This window comes from Virgisporangium aliadipatigenens, assembly GCF_016863615.1.
Lineage (GTDB): Bacteria > Actinomycetota > Actinomycetes > Mycobacteriales > Micromonosporaceae > Virgisporangium > Virgisporangium aliadipatigenens.
The window spans coordinates 280,711-297,395 of sequence record NZ_BOPF01000008.1; the positions used below are offsets into that span (position 1 = coordinate 280,711).

A 16,685-nucleotide genomic window follows, 5' to 3' on the forward strand; every position below is an offset into this window, starting at 1 on the left:
ACATGGCGGTGCGCGAGTACATCGAAAACCATCGGGCGGAGATCCAGGAGGCCGTGGCACGCGCGCTCAAGCAGCTCGACGGCAGCGTCGCCGGTGCCGTTTCGCTGCTCACCGGTATGTCCCGCGCCGAGCTCGACGAAATCGGTGGCTTCGAGGACCCGACCGGCTGACCCCTGTCGGGTGGATCGGAGCGTTGCCTCGATGATCTCGGCATCACGTTCCCGCACCTTGAACGACCGCTGCATGAGTTGACGCACCCGGTGGTCGCCCGCGCGTAGCGCTCGATACGTGACGGCCGGCAATGGGCGGCATTGCTTGACAGGTATGAGCTTTCGGTGCTCGTTCGGGCGAGGGACGGCGACGCGTACATCGCCGTCGTCGCCGAGGGGTTCATCGATCCGGAGTTTCTGGCTGTCGTTCTGAACTGCGTTCCGGGCGTCGCGGCCGCCGATTGGCTGCCCGAGCCCGGCGGCGTCATGGGTATCGAGCCCGGATTCGGGCAGATAGTGCACTCGGCGATCATTTCGCCGGAGTACCAGGCCAAAATCGTTGATCAGTACGGCGATGACGGGCGCTAGCCGCGGAGGCGGAGGCCGCGGGGCGTGACCCGGAACCCGGCCGCGCGCAGCGCATCGCTGAGCGGACTCGCGTGGATCGCCTCCCCGTCGGCGCGTTCGACCGACAGCGCACCCAACGCTCCACTGTGGACGGCATCCGCCAGCGCCTTGCCCGCGGCCGTCAGCGTCTCCGGATCGTCCACAAAGGACAGCAGCGTGCGGCCGCCGCGTTCGACGTACAGGGTGAGCTCGCCGCCGGTCAGCACCACCAGGGCACCCGCCTTGCGGCCGGGGCGGTGGCCGGTGGCCAGTTCGTCGACGACGCGTTCGGGCCAGGGGAGGGCCGCGCCGTACGGGTTGGCCGGGTCGGTGGAGGCCAGCACCAGCGCCGTGCTGTCGGCGCCGTCGGCCATGCCGCGCAGGCGGTCGACCGCGCCGGGGATCGCGAACTGCGCCGCGCCCAGCCCGTCGACGAAGTACCCGCGCCGGGCGGAGCCCCGGTCCTCCAGCGCCGCGAGCACCGGGTACACCCCGGCGAAGTTGCCCGGGATCCCCTCGGCGGCGACGGCGCCGCGCGTGACGACGCCGTGGCGTTCGAGGAGGAGATCCGTGATCGTCGCGGCGCGACGCGTCGGGTCGAGGTCCCGATCGGGGAGCCGGTGCCAGCGGCCGGCACCCGACGGCGGGCCCGAACGCACCACTCCCGCGCCGCTCAGCGAGGGCCGGCCGGGCCGCCGGTAGCGCGAACGGGGCGGCGGCGCCTTGGCCCGGTGCGCACCCGAACCGCTGCTGACCAGGCCGCGCAGCGGGGCGAGCGTGTCGTTGCTCAGGTAGCCGCCCCACACGAGGTCCCACACGGCGGCCAGCACCTCGGCCTCGCTCCCGACAGTAGGCAGCAGCGCCGTCAACTGGCGCAGGAAGAGCGCCTGCCCGCCGTCGAGCGCGCCGAGCACCGCCTCGTGCAGGGGAGTGGCGACCGCGTCCGGGTTGACCGGCGGGAGGAGCAGCGGGGCGACGTCGGCGTACGCGAGCACGATCCAGCCGTCGCCGCTGCCGATCGCGCCGGATCCCGCCCACAGCAGCTCGCCGGAGGCGCACAGCTCGTCCACATAGGACGGAGTGAAGTCGGCGACGCGGGCGGGGAGCACAAGACGTTCCAACGCGGAGGCCGGAATGGGCACGGCCTGCAACTGCTCCACGGCCGCCGCCACGGCGTCCACGCCGCGTCCACTGCCACCGACCTGCTGCCAGCGGGGCAGGAAGCGCGCGAGGATCCGCTGCGGGACCGGCTCGATCTCCTTGCGCAGCGCCGCGAGCGAACGCCGCCGCAACAGCCGCAGCACCTCCGCGTCGCACCACTCGGCGACCCCGGGGCCGGGCGTGAACTCGCCCGCGACCACGCGCCCGGTAGCCGCCAGCCGGCGCAGGCACTGCTCCACCACGTAGGCACCGAGCCCGAACCGGGCCGCGCACGCCGCCGCCGTGAACGGCCCACGGGTGCGCGCGTAGCGGCTCACCAGGTCGGTGATCGGGTCGGCGGCCGGCGCCAGGTACGCCTCCGGAACGCCCACCGGCAGCGCCACCCCGAGCGCGTCGCGCACCCGTGCGGCGTCCTCGACGGCGATCCAGCGCTCCTCGCCGCCGATGCGCACCCGGATCGCCCGGCGCGCGGCGGCCAGCTCGACCATCCACTGTGGATCGGCGCCGCGCTCGGCGGCCTCGGCGTCGGTCAGGTCGCCCAGCAGCCGCAGCAGCTCGGCGGCGTCCTCCGCGTCCCGCGGGGTCCGGTCGCCGGTGAGCCACTGGAGGCGGCGGTGGGTCTCGGCGACGACCTCCGGGTCGAGGAGGTCGCGCAGCTCGACCCGGCCGAGCAGCTCGCCGAGGAGGGTGGAGTCCAGGGCGAGGGCGGCGGCCCGGCGCTCGGCGAGCGGCGCGTCCCCCTCGTAGAGGAACGCCCCGACGTAGCCGAAGAGCAGCGACCGCGCGAACGGCGACGGCCGCTGCGTCTCCACCTCCACCAGGCGCACCTTGCGGGAGGCGACCTCGCCCATCAGCCCGACGAGGCCCGGCACGTCGAACACGTCCTGCAGGCACTCGCGCGCCGCCTCCAGCGTCACCGGGAAATCGCCGTACTCGCGTGCGACGTCGAGCAGCTGCGCGGCCCGCTGGCGCTGCTGCCACAGCGGCTGGCGCTTGCGAGGATCGCGGCGCGGCAGCAGCAGTGACCGCGCGGCGCACTCCCGGAACCGCGACGCGAACAGCGCCGACGTCCCGACGGCGTCCTCGACCAGCGCCCGGATCTCGTCCCCGTCGAACGTCACCAGGTCCGCACCGGGCGGCTCGTCGGCCACGTCGGGCAGCCGCACCACGATGCCGTCGTCGCTGCCGACCACCTGCGCGTCGACGCCGTACCGCTCGGTGAGTCGCTTGCCGATCGCCAGCGCCCACGGCGCGTTGACCTTGGCGCCGAGTACACAGTGGACGGTCAGCCGCCAGTCGCCCAGCTCGTCGCGGAAGCGTTCGACCAGGACGGTGCGGTCGTCGGGCACGTGGCGGGTGGCCTCCTGCTGGTCGCGCAGGTAGGCGAGCAGGTTGTCGACGGCCCACTCGTCGAGGCCGCCGGCGGTGAGCGCCGCCCGCGCGTCGGTGTCCTTCGCCTTCGCGAGGCCGCGCAGCCGCGCTCCGATCGCGCGCCCCAGCTCGATCGGCCGTCCCGGGGAGTCCCCTTTCCAGAACGGCATTCGCGCGGCCTGCCCCGGCGCCGGCGACACGAGCACCCGGTCCGGGGTGATGTCCTCGATGCGCCACGACGTCGAGCCGAGCAGGAACACGTCGCCGACGCGCGACTCGTAGACCATCTCCTCGTCCAGCTCGCCGACCCGGATCGGCTTCTCCGCACCGGCGAGGAACACGCCGAAGAGCCCGCGGTCCGGGATGGTCCCGCCGCTGGTGACGGCGAGCCGCTGGGCACCCGGCCGGGCGGTCAGCTCGTCGGTGCCGCGGTCCCACACGAGCCGCGGCCGCAGCTCCGCGAACGCCGTCGACGGATACCGCCCGGCGAGCATGTCGAGCACGGCATGCAGGGCCGATGCCGGCAGCTCCCCGAACGGCGCCGCCCGCCGCACCAGCGCACCGAGGTCGTCGACCTGCCACGGCTCCATGGCCACCATCGCCACGATCTGCTGGGCGAGAACATCCAGCGGATTGCGCGGCATCCGCATCTCCTCGATGCCGCCGTCGACCATGCGCTGGGCCACGACCGCGCAGGAGAGCAGGTCGCCGCGGTGCTTGGGGAAGACCACCCCGCGGGACACGGCGCCCACCTGGTGGCCGGCCCGGCCGACCCGCTGGAGCCCGGCCGCCACGCTCGGCGGCGCCTCCACCTGCACCACCAGGTCCACGGCGCCCATGTCGATGCCCAGCTCCAGGCTGGACGTGGCGACCACGGCCGGCAGCCGGCCGGACTTGAGCGCCTCCTCGATGTGCTTGCGCTCCTCGCGGGAGACGCTGCCGTGGTGCGCGCGGGCGATGACGGTGGGCGCGCCGGCGGCCGCCCCGGACTGCGCCATGATCTCGGCGGGCAGCTTCCGCTTCTGCTCGACGGGCTCGACCTCCGCCTTCTCTGCGGCGATCTCGTTGAGCCGGGCGCACAGCCGCTCCGCCCCGCGCCGCGAGTTGGTGAACACGATCGTCGACCGGTGGCTCGCGATCAGGTCGTGCACCCGCTCCTCGACGGCGGGCCAGATGGACGCCTGCCGCGTGCCCTCCTCGGACCCGTCGTCGTCGGACTCGTCCAGCCGCGTCATGTCCGGAACGGGCACCTGCACCGAGACCTCGATGGTCTTGGGCGTGCGCGGCTGCACCACGGTCACCGGCGCGGCGCCGCCGAGGAAGCGCGCGGTCTCCTCGATCGGGCGCACCGTCGCCGACAGCCCGATCCGCTGGGCCGGCCGCTCCAGCAGGGCGTCTAGGCGTTCGAGGGTCAGGGCGAGGTGGGCGCCGCGCTTGGTGGCGCACATGGCGTGCACCTCGTCGAGGATCACCGTCTCGACGCCGCGCAACGACTCGCGGGCCGCGGAGGTGAGCAGGAGGAACAGCGACTCCGGCGTCGTGATGAGGATGTCCGGCGGGGTGCGGGTGAACAGCCGCCGCTCGTCGGCGGGCGTGTCGCCGGTGCGCATGGCGACGGTGATGTCGGGGATCGGCGCGCCGATGCGGGCCGCCGCCTGGCGCATGCCGGCCAGGGGAGCCCGGAGGTTGCGCTCCACGTCGACGGCCAACGCCTTGAGCGGACTCACGTAGAGCACGCGGCACCGCTTCAGTTTGTCGGCGGGCGGCCCCGCCTGCGCCAGCCGGTCCAGCGACCAGAGGAACGCCGCGAGCGTCTTGCCGGAGCCGGTCGGCGCCACGACCAGCGCGTGCCGGCCGGCCGACACCGCGTCCCACGCACCGGACTGGGCGGCCGTCGGTGCCGCGAACGCGGCCGTGAACCACTCCCGCGTCGCCGCCCCGAACCGCTCCAACGTCATGCGATCCATGGTGCCCCCCAGGTCTGACACTTTCCCGCTAAGCTGTGTTCTTTGACTCAGTCAAAGGATTGGAGCCGGCGATGACGGTGGCGGCGGTCCGGGAGTTCAACCGGTTCTACACAGCGACGATCGGGGTGCTGGAAGAAGGGCTGCTGCGCACCGAGTACACGCTCACCGAGGCCCGCGTCATCTTCGAACTGGCCCAACGCGACGACACCGAGGTCGTCACGCTCCGCTCGACCCTCGGCCTCGACGCGGGGTACCTGAGCCGCATCCTCGCCCGCTTCGAGGCGGCCGGCCTCGCCGCCCGGCAGCGTTCGGCCGCGGACGGGCGGCGCCAGGTGGTGCGCCTGACCGACGCGGGCCGGGCCGCCTACGCCACGCTCGACAGCCGTTCGGCCGGCGAGATCGCCGCACTGCTGGACCGCCTGCCGCACCCCGACCGGGAACGCCTCGGTCACGCCATGAGCACGATCCGCAGCCTGCTGTCACCCGTCGAGGCGACCGTCACCCTGCGCGCGTTGCGGCCGGGAGACCTCGGCTGGGTGGTCGCCCGACACGGCGCGGTCTACGACGCCGAGTACGGCTGGGGGTTCGCGTTCGAGGCGCTGGTGGCGGGCATCGTCGCGGACTACGGGCGGCAGCACGACGAGGCCACCGAGTCCGCCTGGATCGCCGAGGTCGGCGGCGCTCCCGCCGGCTGCGTCTTCTGCGTCCGCCACGACGACACGACGGCCAAGCTGCGCCTGTTGCTCGTCGAGCCGTGGGCGCGCGGGAGGGGCGTCGGCGGCCGGCTGGTCGACGAGTGCGTGCGGTTCGCCAGGGACGCCGGCTACGCGCGGATGACGCTCTGGACCAACGACATCCTCGAAGCCGCGCGACACATCTACGCGTCGCGCGGCTTCGAGTGCGTATCGCGTGCCCCGCATTCGGACTTCGGCGCGGGCTTGATCGCCGAGACCTGGACAAAAGAGCTTTAGAGCTTTTATTTACGCGCGTCCGTCGGGCGCACGACCGTATGCTCCCGCGCGCACCGCTCCGGGTCGATCCGCCTTCGGCGTGACCGACCACTCCGCTGCCGGCTCACACGGGTGTGAGTTCGGTGCGGACGTGTGTGAGCTCACGGATATCAACTAGCTTGTTGACCTCCGTGAGCTCACACAGGTTCGGCGGTTTGTCCTACGGGGCGATTCCCACGTCGGGGATGTGGCTCCAGGCGCGTTCCTGGGCGGCGGTCATCGCCGGCCAGTCGGTGCCGCCGGGCCTCGGGCGGATGCGCGTGGCGAAGGGGGCCGGCCGGTAGTCCGGGGCGTAGAAGCAGGTCCCGCCGCAGGCGTTGGCGATCGCCCGGGGCGTCGGCTTGCGGCCGGTGCGGACCCACGCGTCGAGCGCGTTGATCGAGGCGGCGTACTCGGCCGTGGCGAGTTCGCCGTGCTCCGACTCCGTGGTGAAGGTCTGCACGAGGTTCCCGCCGCGGCCGGCGGCGTGCAGCGTGGCGCGGTAGGCCGCCTCGTGTTCGACGAAGACCGACGGGTCGCCGATCGCGTGCAGCGTGAGCACCGGCACCGACACCCGGCCGGTCAGGTCGCTGTCGTAGGAGAGGTCGCGGCGCGCGGTCGGGTCCGCCGCGAAGCGGGCCACGCCGGCGTTCAGGGCCGCGTCGTCGTGCGAACCGGTGTAGCGCACCCCCTCGTTGCCGAACGGGTTCCGCCCGCCGAGCCGGTTGAACACGATGTCCTGGAACAGGTACGCCGAGTACTGCAGGTGCGTCTCGAGCGTGCGTTCGGGGAGCCGGGTGACGGCCAGGATGTCGTCGAGGTTGCGCTGCTGCTCCGGTGTCCGGGCGGCCGGCGCGGAGTCGATGCCGGTGCACTCCTGGAGGCGTTCGTGCAGGTCGTCGGGGGTGATCTCGGAGTCGGCCGGCAGGCCCTGCCAGAGCGGGTACTGCGGCTCGTCCGGACGGGGCAGGTTGCGGCAGTAGTACTGGTACACCACCCGCAGGTCCACCCGGTGGTCGTAGCCGCGCGAGCCGCCCGCCAGCAGGCCGTTGGTCAGCAGCACCCCGTCGTACGAACGCCCGTAGATCTCGGCGGCCTTCGCGGCGACGTTCCCGCCGTAGGACTGGCCGTGCAGATAGGTGCGCGCGGGCCGGCCGAACGTCGCGACGAAGAGCTTGCGGACGTTCTCGGTGTCGGCCGCGGCGGTCCGGACGCCGTAGCCGCCCCGCCGGTAGGAGGAGGCCACCCAGGCGTACCCCTGCTCGACCATCACCGCCCATTCGGCCAGGTCGGCCACTGTGCTGCCGGCCTCGACGGAACGGTCGGGGCCGCCGTGCGCGTGCACGACGAGCGCGCCGTTCCAGCGCCTCGGGACGGCCGCCGTCCAGTAGGCGCCGGTGGCGTCGCGGCCCGTGTAGCAGGTCGCCTTGCCGGCGAGGCGCTCCGGGCAGTCGACGGGTGTGGGCCGGTCCGGGCGCGGCTGAGCGGGGGCCGCGCTTGCCGGTGTGGCCACGAGCGCGGTCGCGAGGACCGCGGTCAGTACCGCACGTGTCTTCAACTGACTACTCCTTCTCTATGCCTGCGCTGCATCCGCTCGAGCAGCACGATGACGAGAACGGCGAGGGCGGCGAGTACCGCCACGTCGAGCAGCATCAGGTCCCAGCCGGTGAGGTCGACTACCCCGCCGATGAGTGCGGGACCGCCGAAGCCGCCCAGGTACCAGGTCACGGCGTAGAGGCCGGTGTAGGTGCCGAGCACGCGGCTGGACGGGGCCAGGTTCCACAGCGCCACGGCCGCGTTGATGGTGAAACCGGCCGCGCCGACGGCCGCGACGCAGAAGACGATGACGGTGCCGGTGGCGGTGCGCGCGAGTGTCCCGGCGACCATGGCGGCGGCGAAGAGGGCCATCCCGCCGGCGATCACCCGCAGCCGGCCGAGGCGTTCGGCGAGCAGGGCGGCCGGGTAGGCGGCGAGCACGTACGCGACGCCGCTGGGCAGCGTGAGTCCGCCGGCCTCGCCGCGGGTCAGCCCCAGCGCCTGCATCCCGTACGGGGTGACGAGGGACCGCGAGGCGAACCACGCGCCACCGAAGAGGAACACGGTGAGCAGCAGCAGGACCCGCCGCCGGTCCGGATGGGTGAACAGCTCGGCGACGACCTCCCGCAGCGGCACGGCCTTGTCGACCGACTGCGCCTCGGTGGCGGCCTTGTACGCCGGCGATTCGCTGTCGCGCACCTTCGCGATGAGCACGAACGTGGCGAGCAGCATGATCACCGACGGCACGACGAACGCGCCCCGGGGATGGTCGTCCACCAGGAACAGGCTGATCAGCGACGCCACGATGATGGTCAGCGCGGTGGCGATCTTCACGACGGCGTTGGCGCGGCCGCGCCGTTCCGGCGGAAGGAAGTCCGGCACGAGCGACTCGGCGAGCGGCCGCATCGTGTTGGCGACCAGCGCGTACAGGAACATCACGGCGACCAGCGCGACCAGCGACGTGGCCCACGGCAGCAGCACGAACAGAAGTGCGGCCACCGGCATGCCCACCGCCAGGTACGGCATGCGCCGGCCCCATCGGGTGCGCGTGTTGTCCGAACGGTTGCCGATCCACGGCTGGATGAAGATGCCGAGGAGGTTGTCCATGCCCATCAGCGCGCCGATGATGGCCGCACTCGTGACGTGTTCCCGCAGGAGGGCGGGCACCTGGTTGTCGTAGAAGTTCCAGGTCGACTCCTGGGCGAACAGCGCCAGGGCGATGAGAAAGATGATGCGCCGGTCGGGCATGTGGGCCCCCTCATGTGTCCGGCGTCACGTTAATTTGCTGTAGCAAAATCGTCAACAGTTGCAAACATTTGGCGCCATGGCATGCGGTAGAGTGCGCGCATGCCAGCCGCTGAGACGCTCGCCGATCAGGCGTACCGGCACGTCCGCACCGCCATCGCGAGCGGCGAACTGGCGCCGGGGGAGAAGGTGACCGAGCGCGGGGTCGCCGAACGGCTGGCGATCAGCCCGACGCCCGTTCGGGAGGCGCTGCGCCGGCTCGAACTGGACGGGCTCATCGAGCGCATCGGCCCGCGCACCGTGCTCGTCGCCGCGATCCGGGACGCCGCCATCGACGATCTGGCGGAGGTGGAGGTCGGCCTGCGCGGCCTCGTCGCCCGGTTCGCCGCGCGGCACGCCACGGACGGGCAGCTCGAGGCCCTGGACGCGATCCTGGACCGCGCCGACGACCTGCTGATCCTGGTGAAAGAACGGCGCCACCAGGGCCAGCCGATCGACCGGCACCTGGTGGCGCTGCTGGACACCATGCAGGAGTTCAACGACACGGTGAGCGCGTGCGCGCACAATCCCGTGCTGGTGCGGATGCTGGAGCAGAGCCGCGTCTTCTCCCGTCCGGAGCGGCGGGAGCTGTTGCTGCGGCGGATCGGCGCGGACGACACGTTCGGGCTGGAGCGGTACACGATGCACCGCGCCCTGGTCCGCGCGCTACGGGCCCGCGACTCCGCCGCCGCCGAGCGGATCGCGCTGGAGGACTCGCAGTCCGGCCTGGCCGCCCTGCGCGAGGGAGCTCAGGACAGGTAGGCGGGCGCGCCGACCACGCCCTCGTCGGGCTGCTCGTGGAGTGGATCGCGCTCGAAGTCGCACGGTCCGGTCGCGCTGCGTCGGCGGCCTCAGGACAGGTAGGCGGGCACGCCGACCACGCCCTCGTCGGGCTCGGGGGTGCCGCGCTCGACGCGCAGCGGGATCACGCCGGCCCAGTGCGGGAGCGCGTAGTCCTCGGGCTCGTCGACCACGCCGCCGGTGCGCACCTTCGCCGCCACCTCGACCAGCGGCAGCGCGAGCACGGCCGTCTTGGCCAGCTCCTGCGCGTCGGGCTCCCGGCTGTCCGCCGCCCGGCCGGTCGCCACCTTCTCCACCAGCGCCGTGAGCACCGCGCGCTTGTGCGCCTCCTCCTCGACGAGGGTGGCGAGCCCGTGCGCGACCACCGAGCGGTAGTTGACGCTGTGGTGGAACTGCGAGCGGCCCAGCACCAGCCCGTCGATCAGCGTCGCGGCGATCGACACGGGCAGCCCGCCCGAGCGCGCCAGCAGCAACGGCCGCGAACCGGTCGACGCGTGCACGTACAACGTGTCGTCGATCCGCACGTGCAGCGTGGGCAGCACCCGCGGCATCCCGTCCACCACGAACGACAGGTGGCACACCAGCGCCTCGTCCAGGATCGCGTGCACCACGTCGGCGTCGTAGGAGGCCCGCTCCCGGGACCGGGAGGGCGTCGTGCGAGGGGTTTGTGTGTACATCGTTTGTCCTAGTACAATCGGCGAACTGTGGCAGTACATTACCAGATCGAGGGCACGACCTCCGCCGCCATTTCGGCCAGCGTCGAGGCCGGCATCCGGCGCGGCGCACTGGCCCCGGGCGCGGCGCTGCCGCCCGTGCGCACCCTCGCCGGGGAGGTGGGCGTCAGCCCGGCGACCGTCGCCGCCGCGTACCGCCTGCTCAGGGAGCGCGGGCTGGTGGAGACCGCCGGCCGCAACGGCACCCGGGTCCGCGGCCGGCCGCCGGTCGCCGCGCGGCGGCAGACGTTGCGCCCGGAGGTCGGGCACCTCGTGGACCTCTCCAGCGGCGAGCCCGATCCCGACCTGCTGCCCCGCATCCCCGCCGGCACCCCGCAGCGACGCAACTACCTGCGCGAGGGCGTTCTCCCCGAGCTGCGGGAGGCGGCCCGGGAGCGGCTGCGCCCCGTCGACGGCCGGCACCTCACCGTCGCCTCGGGCGCGCTCGACGGCATCGAACGCGTTCTCGCCGCGCACCTGCGCCCCGGCGACCGGATCGCCGTCGAGGACCCCGGCTGGGCGAATCTGCTCGACCTCGTCGCCGTCCTCGGACTGCACCCGGTGCCGGTGCCGGTCGACGACGACGGGCCGACGGTGGACGGGCTCGCCCGCGCGCTCTCCGCCGGGGCGGCCGGGCTCGTGGTCACCAGCCGCGCGCAGAACCCGACCGGCGCGACCGTCACGGCCGGCCGGGCGAGAGGGCTGCGTGGGGTGCTCAAGACGTTCCCCCGAGTGCTTGTCGTGGAGGACGATCATGCGGCGGAACTGGCCGACGAACCTCTGCACCCACTCGTCGGCGCCACCGAGTCCTGGGCGTTTGTCCGCTCCTGCTCGAAGCCCTTCGGCCCGGACCTGCGCCTCGCGGTCCTCGCCGGGGACGAGACCACGGTGGCCCGCGTCGAGGGGCGGATGCGGCTCGGCGCCGGCTGGGTGTCCACGATTCTCCAGACGCTCGTCGTGCGGATGTGGTCGGACCCCGCCGTGTCCGCGGCCGTTTCCAAGGCTTCCCGGTCATACGGGCACCGCCGTCGTGCCCTCGTCGAGGAGTTGACCGCGCGCGGGATCCCGGCGCGCGGCCGCAGCGGCGTCAACGTCTGGGTACCGGTGGCCGACGAGACCGTTGCCGTGACCCGGCTGCGCGACGCGGGCTTCGCCGTGGCGCCCGGTGGCATGTACCGGATCGCCACCCCGCCGGCGGTGCGGATCAGCGTCGGCGCGCTGCGTCCCCCGATGGTGGGACCTCTGGTGGACGCATTGGCCGCGTCCAACCGGGTATCCGCCGGGGTATGAACCTGTCGGCCCTACGCCAGGAGGCGGCCGCGTGCGAACGCTGCCACCTGTACAAGGACGCCACGCAGACGGTGTTCGGCGCGGGGCCGCCCGACGCCGAGGTCATCGTGGTGGGTGAGCAGCCCGGCGACATCGAGGACCGGCGGGGAGAACCCTTTGTGGGACCCGCCGGAAAGCTGCTGGACAGGGCGTTCGAAGCGGCCGAACTCGACCGTTCCCGTCTTTATTTGACGAATGCCGTCAAGCACTTCAAATTCCGGCCTTCGGGGAAGCGGCGCATCCACGCCACGCCGGTGCGTTCGGAGATCGTCGCCTGCCGGCCGTGGCTGGTTGGCGAGTTCGCCGCGCTGACGCCGCGAGCCGTGGTGGCACTGGGTGCGACCGCAGGGAAGGCGCTGTTCGGGCCGTCGTTCAAGGTGACCGAGTCGCGCGGGACCCTCCTGCCCTGGCCCCCCGAACTGGCCGGCGACGGCTTCGCCGTGGCGACGATTCACCCGTCGGCGGTGCTCCGTTCGGATGACCGGGAAGCGGCATTTGCCGGACTGGTGGCCGACCTGAAGGTTGTCGGTGAGGCGTTGTAGGGTCGCGGGGAGTTCGGTGCCCCCGGGAGGTTCCAGTGAAGGCTGTCGTCGTGATCGGGCTGGTCACGGGTCTGTTGCTCACCACCGCGGGCTGTTCCGGGGACGACGACAAGGGCGGCAGCCCGGCCGCCAGGGCCAGCCGTTCGGCGCAGGCCGCCGCGGTGGCCTCCTCCGCCGCCGCGGTCGCCACCGGTGACCTCAACACCGCCGTGCAGGAGCTCACGAAGACGAGCTACCGGTACACGCTCAAGGCGGGCGACGCGGCCGGCGGCGGCACCGTCGACCCGTCGGTCAAGCAGTCCAGCCTCACCGTCACGATCGACGCCGACGAGGACTTCAAGACCGAGGTGCTGATCCTGGACACCGAGCTCTACGTGCGCATCTCCGGGCTGCCGCTGCCCGGGCTCGACGGGCAGAAGTGGCTGAAGATCGACCGCTCGAAGATCAAGTCGTTCTCGGCGCTGGGGATCCAGGACGTCGACGACCCGAGCGGTGTGAAGACCCTCTCCAAGACCATCGCCACCATCCAGAAGACCGGCGACCGCTCCTACAAGGGCACCCTCGACCTGACCAAGGGCAGCACGGCGTTCGGGCTCGACGAGGCCGCCGCCAAGGCTCTGGGGGAGAAGGCGAAGGCGGTGCCGTTCGAGGCGACCGTCAACGCGCAGGGCAAGCTCGCGACCTGGAAGATGACCATCCCGGCGCACGGCACGGAGAAGGAGACGCCGTTCGAGCTGACGTACGGCGAGCACGGCGGGAAGTTCCCGATCGACAAGCCCGCCGGTGCGGTCGAGCCGCCGGCCGCCGTGTACGACATCCTCCAGGCGTGACCTGGGTCCTTCTCACGTATTGACATGTGGGCAAGGATTGGGGGCTTGACCGCCCCTTACGCCGAGGTGCCCGCATGGTCGTTCAGTCAGAGCCGCTGGTCGATGTCTCCCGGGTGCAGCGGCGGGCCGTGGGACTGCTCGTGTGCACCCAGATCATCGGCGGCATCGGCGTCGCCATCGGGATCACCGTCGGCGCCCTGCTCGCCGCCGACCTCGGCGGGTCGGCCGCATCGGGACTCGCCTCCAGCGCCGCGGTCATCGGGGGCGGGACGCTCGCCGTTCCGGCCACCCGGCTCATGCGCGTCGGCGGGCGGCGGCCGGGACTGGTCTTCGCGTACCTCGTGGGAGCGCTCGGCGCCGTCATCGTCGTGGCGGGCGCCGGCCTGGGCTCGCTGCCCGTCGTGATTCTCGGGATGGCGCTGTTCGGCGGGGGTTCGACGGCCAACCTGCAGGCCCGGTACGCCGCCGTGGACCTCGCGACGCCGGCCACGCGGGGGCGGCAGCTGTCGATCGTGGTTGCCGCCACGACGGTCGGCGCGGTCTCCGGACCCAACGTGGCGGCGCTCGCCGACCGGGCCGTGCACGGCTGGGGGATCCGGGAGTACGCGGGGCCGTTCGCGTTCAGCGCGATGGCGTTCGGGCTGGCGGCCGGGTTGCTCTTCCTGCTGATGCGGCCGGATCCGTTGCGGGTGGCGCGCGAGGTGGCCGCCGCTTCTGCTCCTCCTGCCGGCGCTTCGGACGCTGCTCTTTCTGCCGGCGCTTTGCCGGTCGGCGGCGCTTCGGGCGCTGGTTTTCCTGGCGGCGCTTCCCCGGTCGGCGGCGCTGCCGTGGTCGGTGGTGCCTCTTCCGTCGGCGGCGCTTCCGGCCTTGGTGGTGCTGCTTCGTCGGTCGGCGGCGCTTCCGGCCTTGGCGGCGCTCCGGAGGCCGGCCGGGTCGGCGGAGGCGCGGTGGTCTCCGACGACGCGGTGGCTGTCGGCGAAGCGGCCGGCCGCGGTGGCGCGGCCGCTTCCGGTGGTGCGGTGGCTTCCGGTGGCGCGGCGGTATCCGGAGGCGCGGAGCGGACCGACGGGCTGGCGGTGGGCTGGCGCGTGGTGGCGGGCAACCCGGCCGCCCGGCTCGGGATGGCCGCAGTGGCCGTCGCGCACCTCGTCATGGTCGGCGTGATGTCGATGACGCCGGTGCACCTCGGGCACGGCATCCACGACCGCGAACGCGTCCTCACCGTGGTCGGCTTCGTGCTCAGCATGCACATCGTCGGGATGTACGCGTTCGCGCCGGTGATGGGCTGGCTCACCGACCGGGTGGGCCGTCGGCCGGTCATCGTCACCGGCGTGGCGCTGCTGCTCGCCGCGTGCGCCGTCGCGGGGACGGCCGGGTTCCACACGGCGCGGCTGACGGTGGGGCTGGCCCTGCTCGGGCTGGGCTGGTCGGCGGCCACGGTCGCCGGCTCGACGCTGCTGTCCGAGTCCGTGGCGCTGGCCGTGCGCCCTGCCGCCCAGGGCCTGAACGACCTGGTCATGGGCATCGCCGGCGCCGCGGCCGGGGCGCTGTCCGGGGTGGTGCTGGAGTACAGCGGTTACCCGACGCTCGCGCTGATCGCGGCGATCGCGGCCCTGCCGCTGCTCGCCCAGGCGGCCCGGACCCGGTTGGCCCCGACGCCCGCGCGGTAGCGTTGACCGGTGCGACTGACCGACTTCTGGGAACGCCTCGAGCAGGTCTTCGGCGCGGGTTACGCGGCCAGCGTCGCGGAGGACCAGGTGCTGATCGGTCTCGACGGCCGGACGATCAAGGAAGCGCTCGCGCAGGGTGTGGAGACGGTGACCGTGTGGCGAGCAGTGGTAGCCACCTATCCTGACCGTGTGCCGTCCAGGCTGCACTGAGCGTCATCTGGCCTGCGGATACGGGCGTGTCGCCTTTACTCGTACACATGTTCGGGTATTGTCCGCATGGTTGAACCCCGTCCACCAGCCGCGTTTCTGTCGTACCCGACCTCTAACGTGACGGGCGTGACGACGAGACGGGCATCCGCGAAGACGGCAAACTCAGGAGTGGCAGACATGGCAGCAGGGCAGCCCGACCGCGAGAAGGCGCTCAGCCTGGCCCTCGCACAGATCGACAAGCAGTTCGGCAAGGGTTCCATCATGCGGCTCGGCGAGCGGCCGGTCACCCAGATGCAGGTGATCCAGACCAGCTCGATCGCGCTCGACGTGGCCCTGGGCATCGGCGGGCTTCCCCGCGGCCGGGTCATCGAGATCTACGGGCCGGAGAGCAGCGGTAAGACGACGGTGGCGCTGCACGCCATCGCCAATGCCCAGCGCGACGGCGGCATCGCGGCGTTCATCGACGCCGAGCACGCGCTCGACCCCGAGTACGCCCGCGCCCTCGGCGTCGACACCGACGCGCTCCTGGTGTCCCAGCCGGACACCGGTGAGCAGGCGCTCGAGATCACCGACATGCTGGTGCGCTCCGGCGCCCTGTCCATCATCGTCATCGACTCCGTCGCCGCGCTGGTGCCGCGCGCCGAGATCGAGGGCGAGATGGGCGACAGCCACGTGGGTCTGCAGGCCCGGTTGATGAGCCAGGCCCTGCGTAAGATCACCGGTGCGCTCAACGCCTCCGGCACCACCGCCATCTTCATCAACCAGCTGCGCGAGAAGATCGGCGTGATGTTCGGGAGTCCGGAGACCACGACCGGTGGTAAGGCCCTGAAGTTCTACGCCTCGGTGCGCCTGGACGTGCGCCGCATCGAGAGCCTCAAGGACGGCACCGAGGTCGTGGGTAACCGCACCCGCGTCAAGGTCGTGAAGAACAAGGTCGCCTCGCCGTTCAAGCAGGCCGAGTTCGACATCATGTACGGCAAGGGCATCTCGCGCGAGGGTTCGCTGATCGACGTCGGTGTCGAGCAGTCGATCATTCGCAAGGCCGGCGCCTGGTACACCTACGACGGCGACCAGCTGGGGCAGGGCAAGGAAAACGCCCGTAACTTCCTGAAGGAAAACCCCGACGTGGCGGCCGAGATCGAGAAGAAGATCAAGGAGAAGCTCGGGGTCGGCGTCGCCATCAGCGACGAGGGCTCCGGTCCCGCACTGCCTCCGGTGGACTTCTGACGATGGCCGACGAGCGAGGCGGGGCCGACGACGACCGGCCGGCCCCGCACCGCGAGTTCGGTGCCGGCCCCAACGTGTGGGCCGGTGCGGCGCCGCCGCCGGTCAGCTGGCGCGGGTCGGAGGACCCGGATCCCGCGGCGGCGTCGGAGTTCGGTGCCGGCCCCAATGTGTGGGCCGACGGGGTCGATCCGGCTGACGCCCGGCCGCCGCGGTTGTCTCGTCGACGCGGCAGCCTCACCGATCCGATCCCGGGCGAGTCTGTCCCGGGCGACATCCCCGTCCCGGGCGACTTCGACCGGTCCGGGCCCGATCGGCCCATCGGTGCCGGCCGACGCGGCGCTTCCCATCGGCCGGATCTCCCGGATTCATATGACGCCGCCGATCCGGACGACCCACGCCGCCCCGCCGGTTTCGACGGTCCTGGCGGCTCGGACCCGTCCGGTGGCCGTGACCGGTCCG

The 16,685-nt window shown here is 72.5% G+C and carries 14 protein-coding genes; 10 read left to right on the forward strand and 4 right to left on the reverse strand.

Annotation, left to right across the window (positions count from 1 at the left end; all coding sequences use genetic code 11):
• The first annotated feature begins 2 nt into the window (after positions 1-2).
• Together Val02_RS13950 and Val02_RS13955 are read left to right on the forward strand one after the other, a co-directional pair.
• Positions 3-170, forward strand: a complete 168-nt coding sequence (locus Val02_RS13950) for a dimerization/docking domain-containing protein (RefSeq protein WP_203899445.1) — start codon at positions 3-5, stop codon at positions 168-170.
• 165 nt (positions 171-335) lie between these two features.
• On the forward strand, positions 336-578 hold the full coding sequence (locus Val02_RS13955) for a hypothetical protein (RefSeq protein WP_203899446.1): 243 nt from the start codon (positions 336-338) through the stop codon (positions 576-578).
• On the opposite strand, the gene Val02_RS13960 is transcribed toward Val02_RS13955, so the two are convergent.
• The gene (locus tag Val02_RS13960) at positions 575-5,095 is read right to left on the reverse strand and encodes an ATP-dependent helicase (protein ID WP_203899447.1); all 4,521 of its coding nucleotides are present in this window, start codon (positions 5,093-5,095) and stop codon (positions 575-577) included. The genes Val02_RS13955 and Val02_RS13960 overlap by 4 nt on opposite strands.
• 71 nt (positions 5,096-5,166) lie before the next feature.
• Here Val02_RS13960 and Val02_RS47320 point away from each other — a divergent pair, with 71 nt between their 5' ends.
• A complete protein-coding gene (locus Val02_RS47320) occupies positions 5,167-6,066 on the forward strand; it encodes a bifunctional helix-turn-helix transcriptional regulator/GNAT family N-acetyltransferase (protein ID WP_239152856.1) in 900 nt (299 codons plus the stop codon).
• A 199-nt stretch (positions 6,067-6,265) separates the two neighbouring features.
• On the opposite strand, the gene Val02_RS13975 is transcribed toward Val02_RS47320, so the two are convergent.
• Both Val02_RS13975 and Val02_RS13980 read right to left on the reverse strand, forming a co-directional pair.
• On the reverse strand, positions 6,266-7,642 hold the full coding sequence (locus tag Val02_RS13975; protein ID WP_203899448.1) for an alpha/beta hydrolase family protein: 1,377 nt from the start codon (positions 7,640-7,642) through the stop codon (positions 6,266-6,268).
• Positions 7,639-8,868, reverse strand: coding sequence for an MFS transporter (locus tag Val02_RS13980; RefSeq protein ID WP_203899449.1), 1,230 nt, complete (start codon positions 8,866-8,868; stop codon positions 7,639-7,641). The genes Val02_RS13975 and Val02_RS13980 overlap by 4 nt, the downstream gene beginning before the upstream one ends.
• A 99-nt stretch (positions 8,869-8,967) precedes the next feature.
• On the opposite strand from Val02_RS13980, the gene Val02_RS13985 reads away from it, so the two are divergent.
• Positions 8,968-9,666 (forward strand): GntR family transcriptional regulator, encoded by a 699-nt coding sequence (locus tag Val02_RS13985; RefSeq protein WP_203899450.1) that lies wholly within the window; start codon positions 8,968-8,970, stop codon positions 9,664-9,666.
• Between the two features lie 89 nt (positions 9,667-9,755).
• Here Val02_RS13985 and Val02_RS13990 read toward each other — a convergent pair whose 3' ends face one another.
• On the reverse strand, positions 9,756-10,382 hold the full coding sequence (locus Val02_RS13990) for a pyridoxamine 5'-phosphate oxidase family protein (protein WP_203899451.1): 627 nt from the start codon (positions 10,380-10,382) through the stop codon (positions 9,756-9,758).
• Between the two features lie 27 nt (positions 10,383-10,409).
• Here Val02_RS13990 and Val02_RS13995 point away from each other — a divergent pair, with 27 nt between their 5' ends.
• From Val02_RS13995 to recA, 6 genes are all read left to right on the forward strand, one after another.
• On the forward strand, positions 10,410-11,708 hold the full coding sequence (locus Val02_RS13995; RefSeq protein ID WP_203899452.1) for an aminotransferase class I/II-fold pyridoxal phosphate-dependent enzyme: 1,299 nt from the start codon (positions 10,410-10,412) through the stop codon (positions 11,706-11,708).
• Positions 11,705-12,289: a UdgX family uracil-DNA binding protein gene (locus Val02_RS14000; protein WP_203899453.1), complete on the forward strand. Its 585-nt coding sequence runs from the start codon at positions 11,705-11,707 to the stop codon at positions 12,287-12,289. The genes Val02_RS13995 and Val02_RS14000 overlap by 4 nt, the downstream gene beginning before the upstream one ends.
• A 35-nt stretch (positions 12,290-12,324) precedes the next feature.
• Complete coding sequence (locus tag Val02_RS14005; RefSeq protein WP_203899454.1) at positions 12,325-13,119, forward strand: hypothetical protein; 795 nt, start codon at positions 12,325-12,327, stop codon at positions 13,117-13,119.
• Between the two features lie 74 nt (positions 13,120-13,193).
• Entirely contained in the window at positions 13,194-14,789 is a 1,596-nt protein-coding gene (locus Val02_RS14010) for an MFS transporter (RefSeq protein ID WP_203899455.1), read from the forward strand.
• A 9-nt stretch (positions 14,790-14,798) separates the two neighbouring features.
• Complete coding sequence (locus Val02_RS14015; protein ID WP_203899456.1) at positions 14,799-14,999, forward strand: DUF3046 domain-containing protein; 201 nt, start codon at positions 14,799-14,801, stop codon at positions 14,997-14,999.
• Positions 15,000-15,176: 177 nt separating this feature from the next.
• Entirely contained in the window at positions 15,177-16,226 is a 1,050-nt protein-coding gene (gene recA / locus Val02_RS14020; RefSeq protein WP_203899457.1) for a recombinase RecA, read from the forward strand.
• The last annotated feature ends 459 nt before the right edge of the window (positions 16,227-16,685 follow it).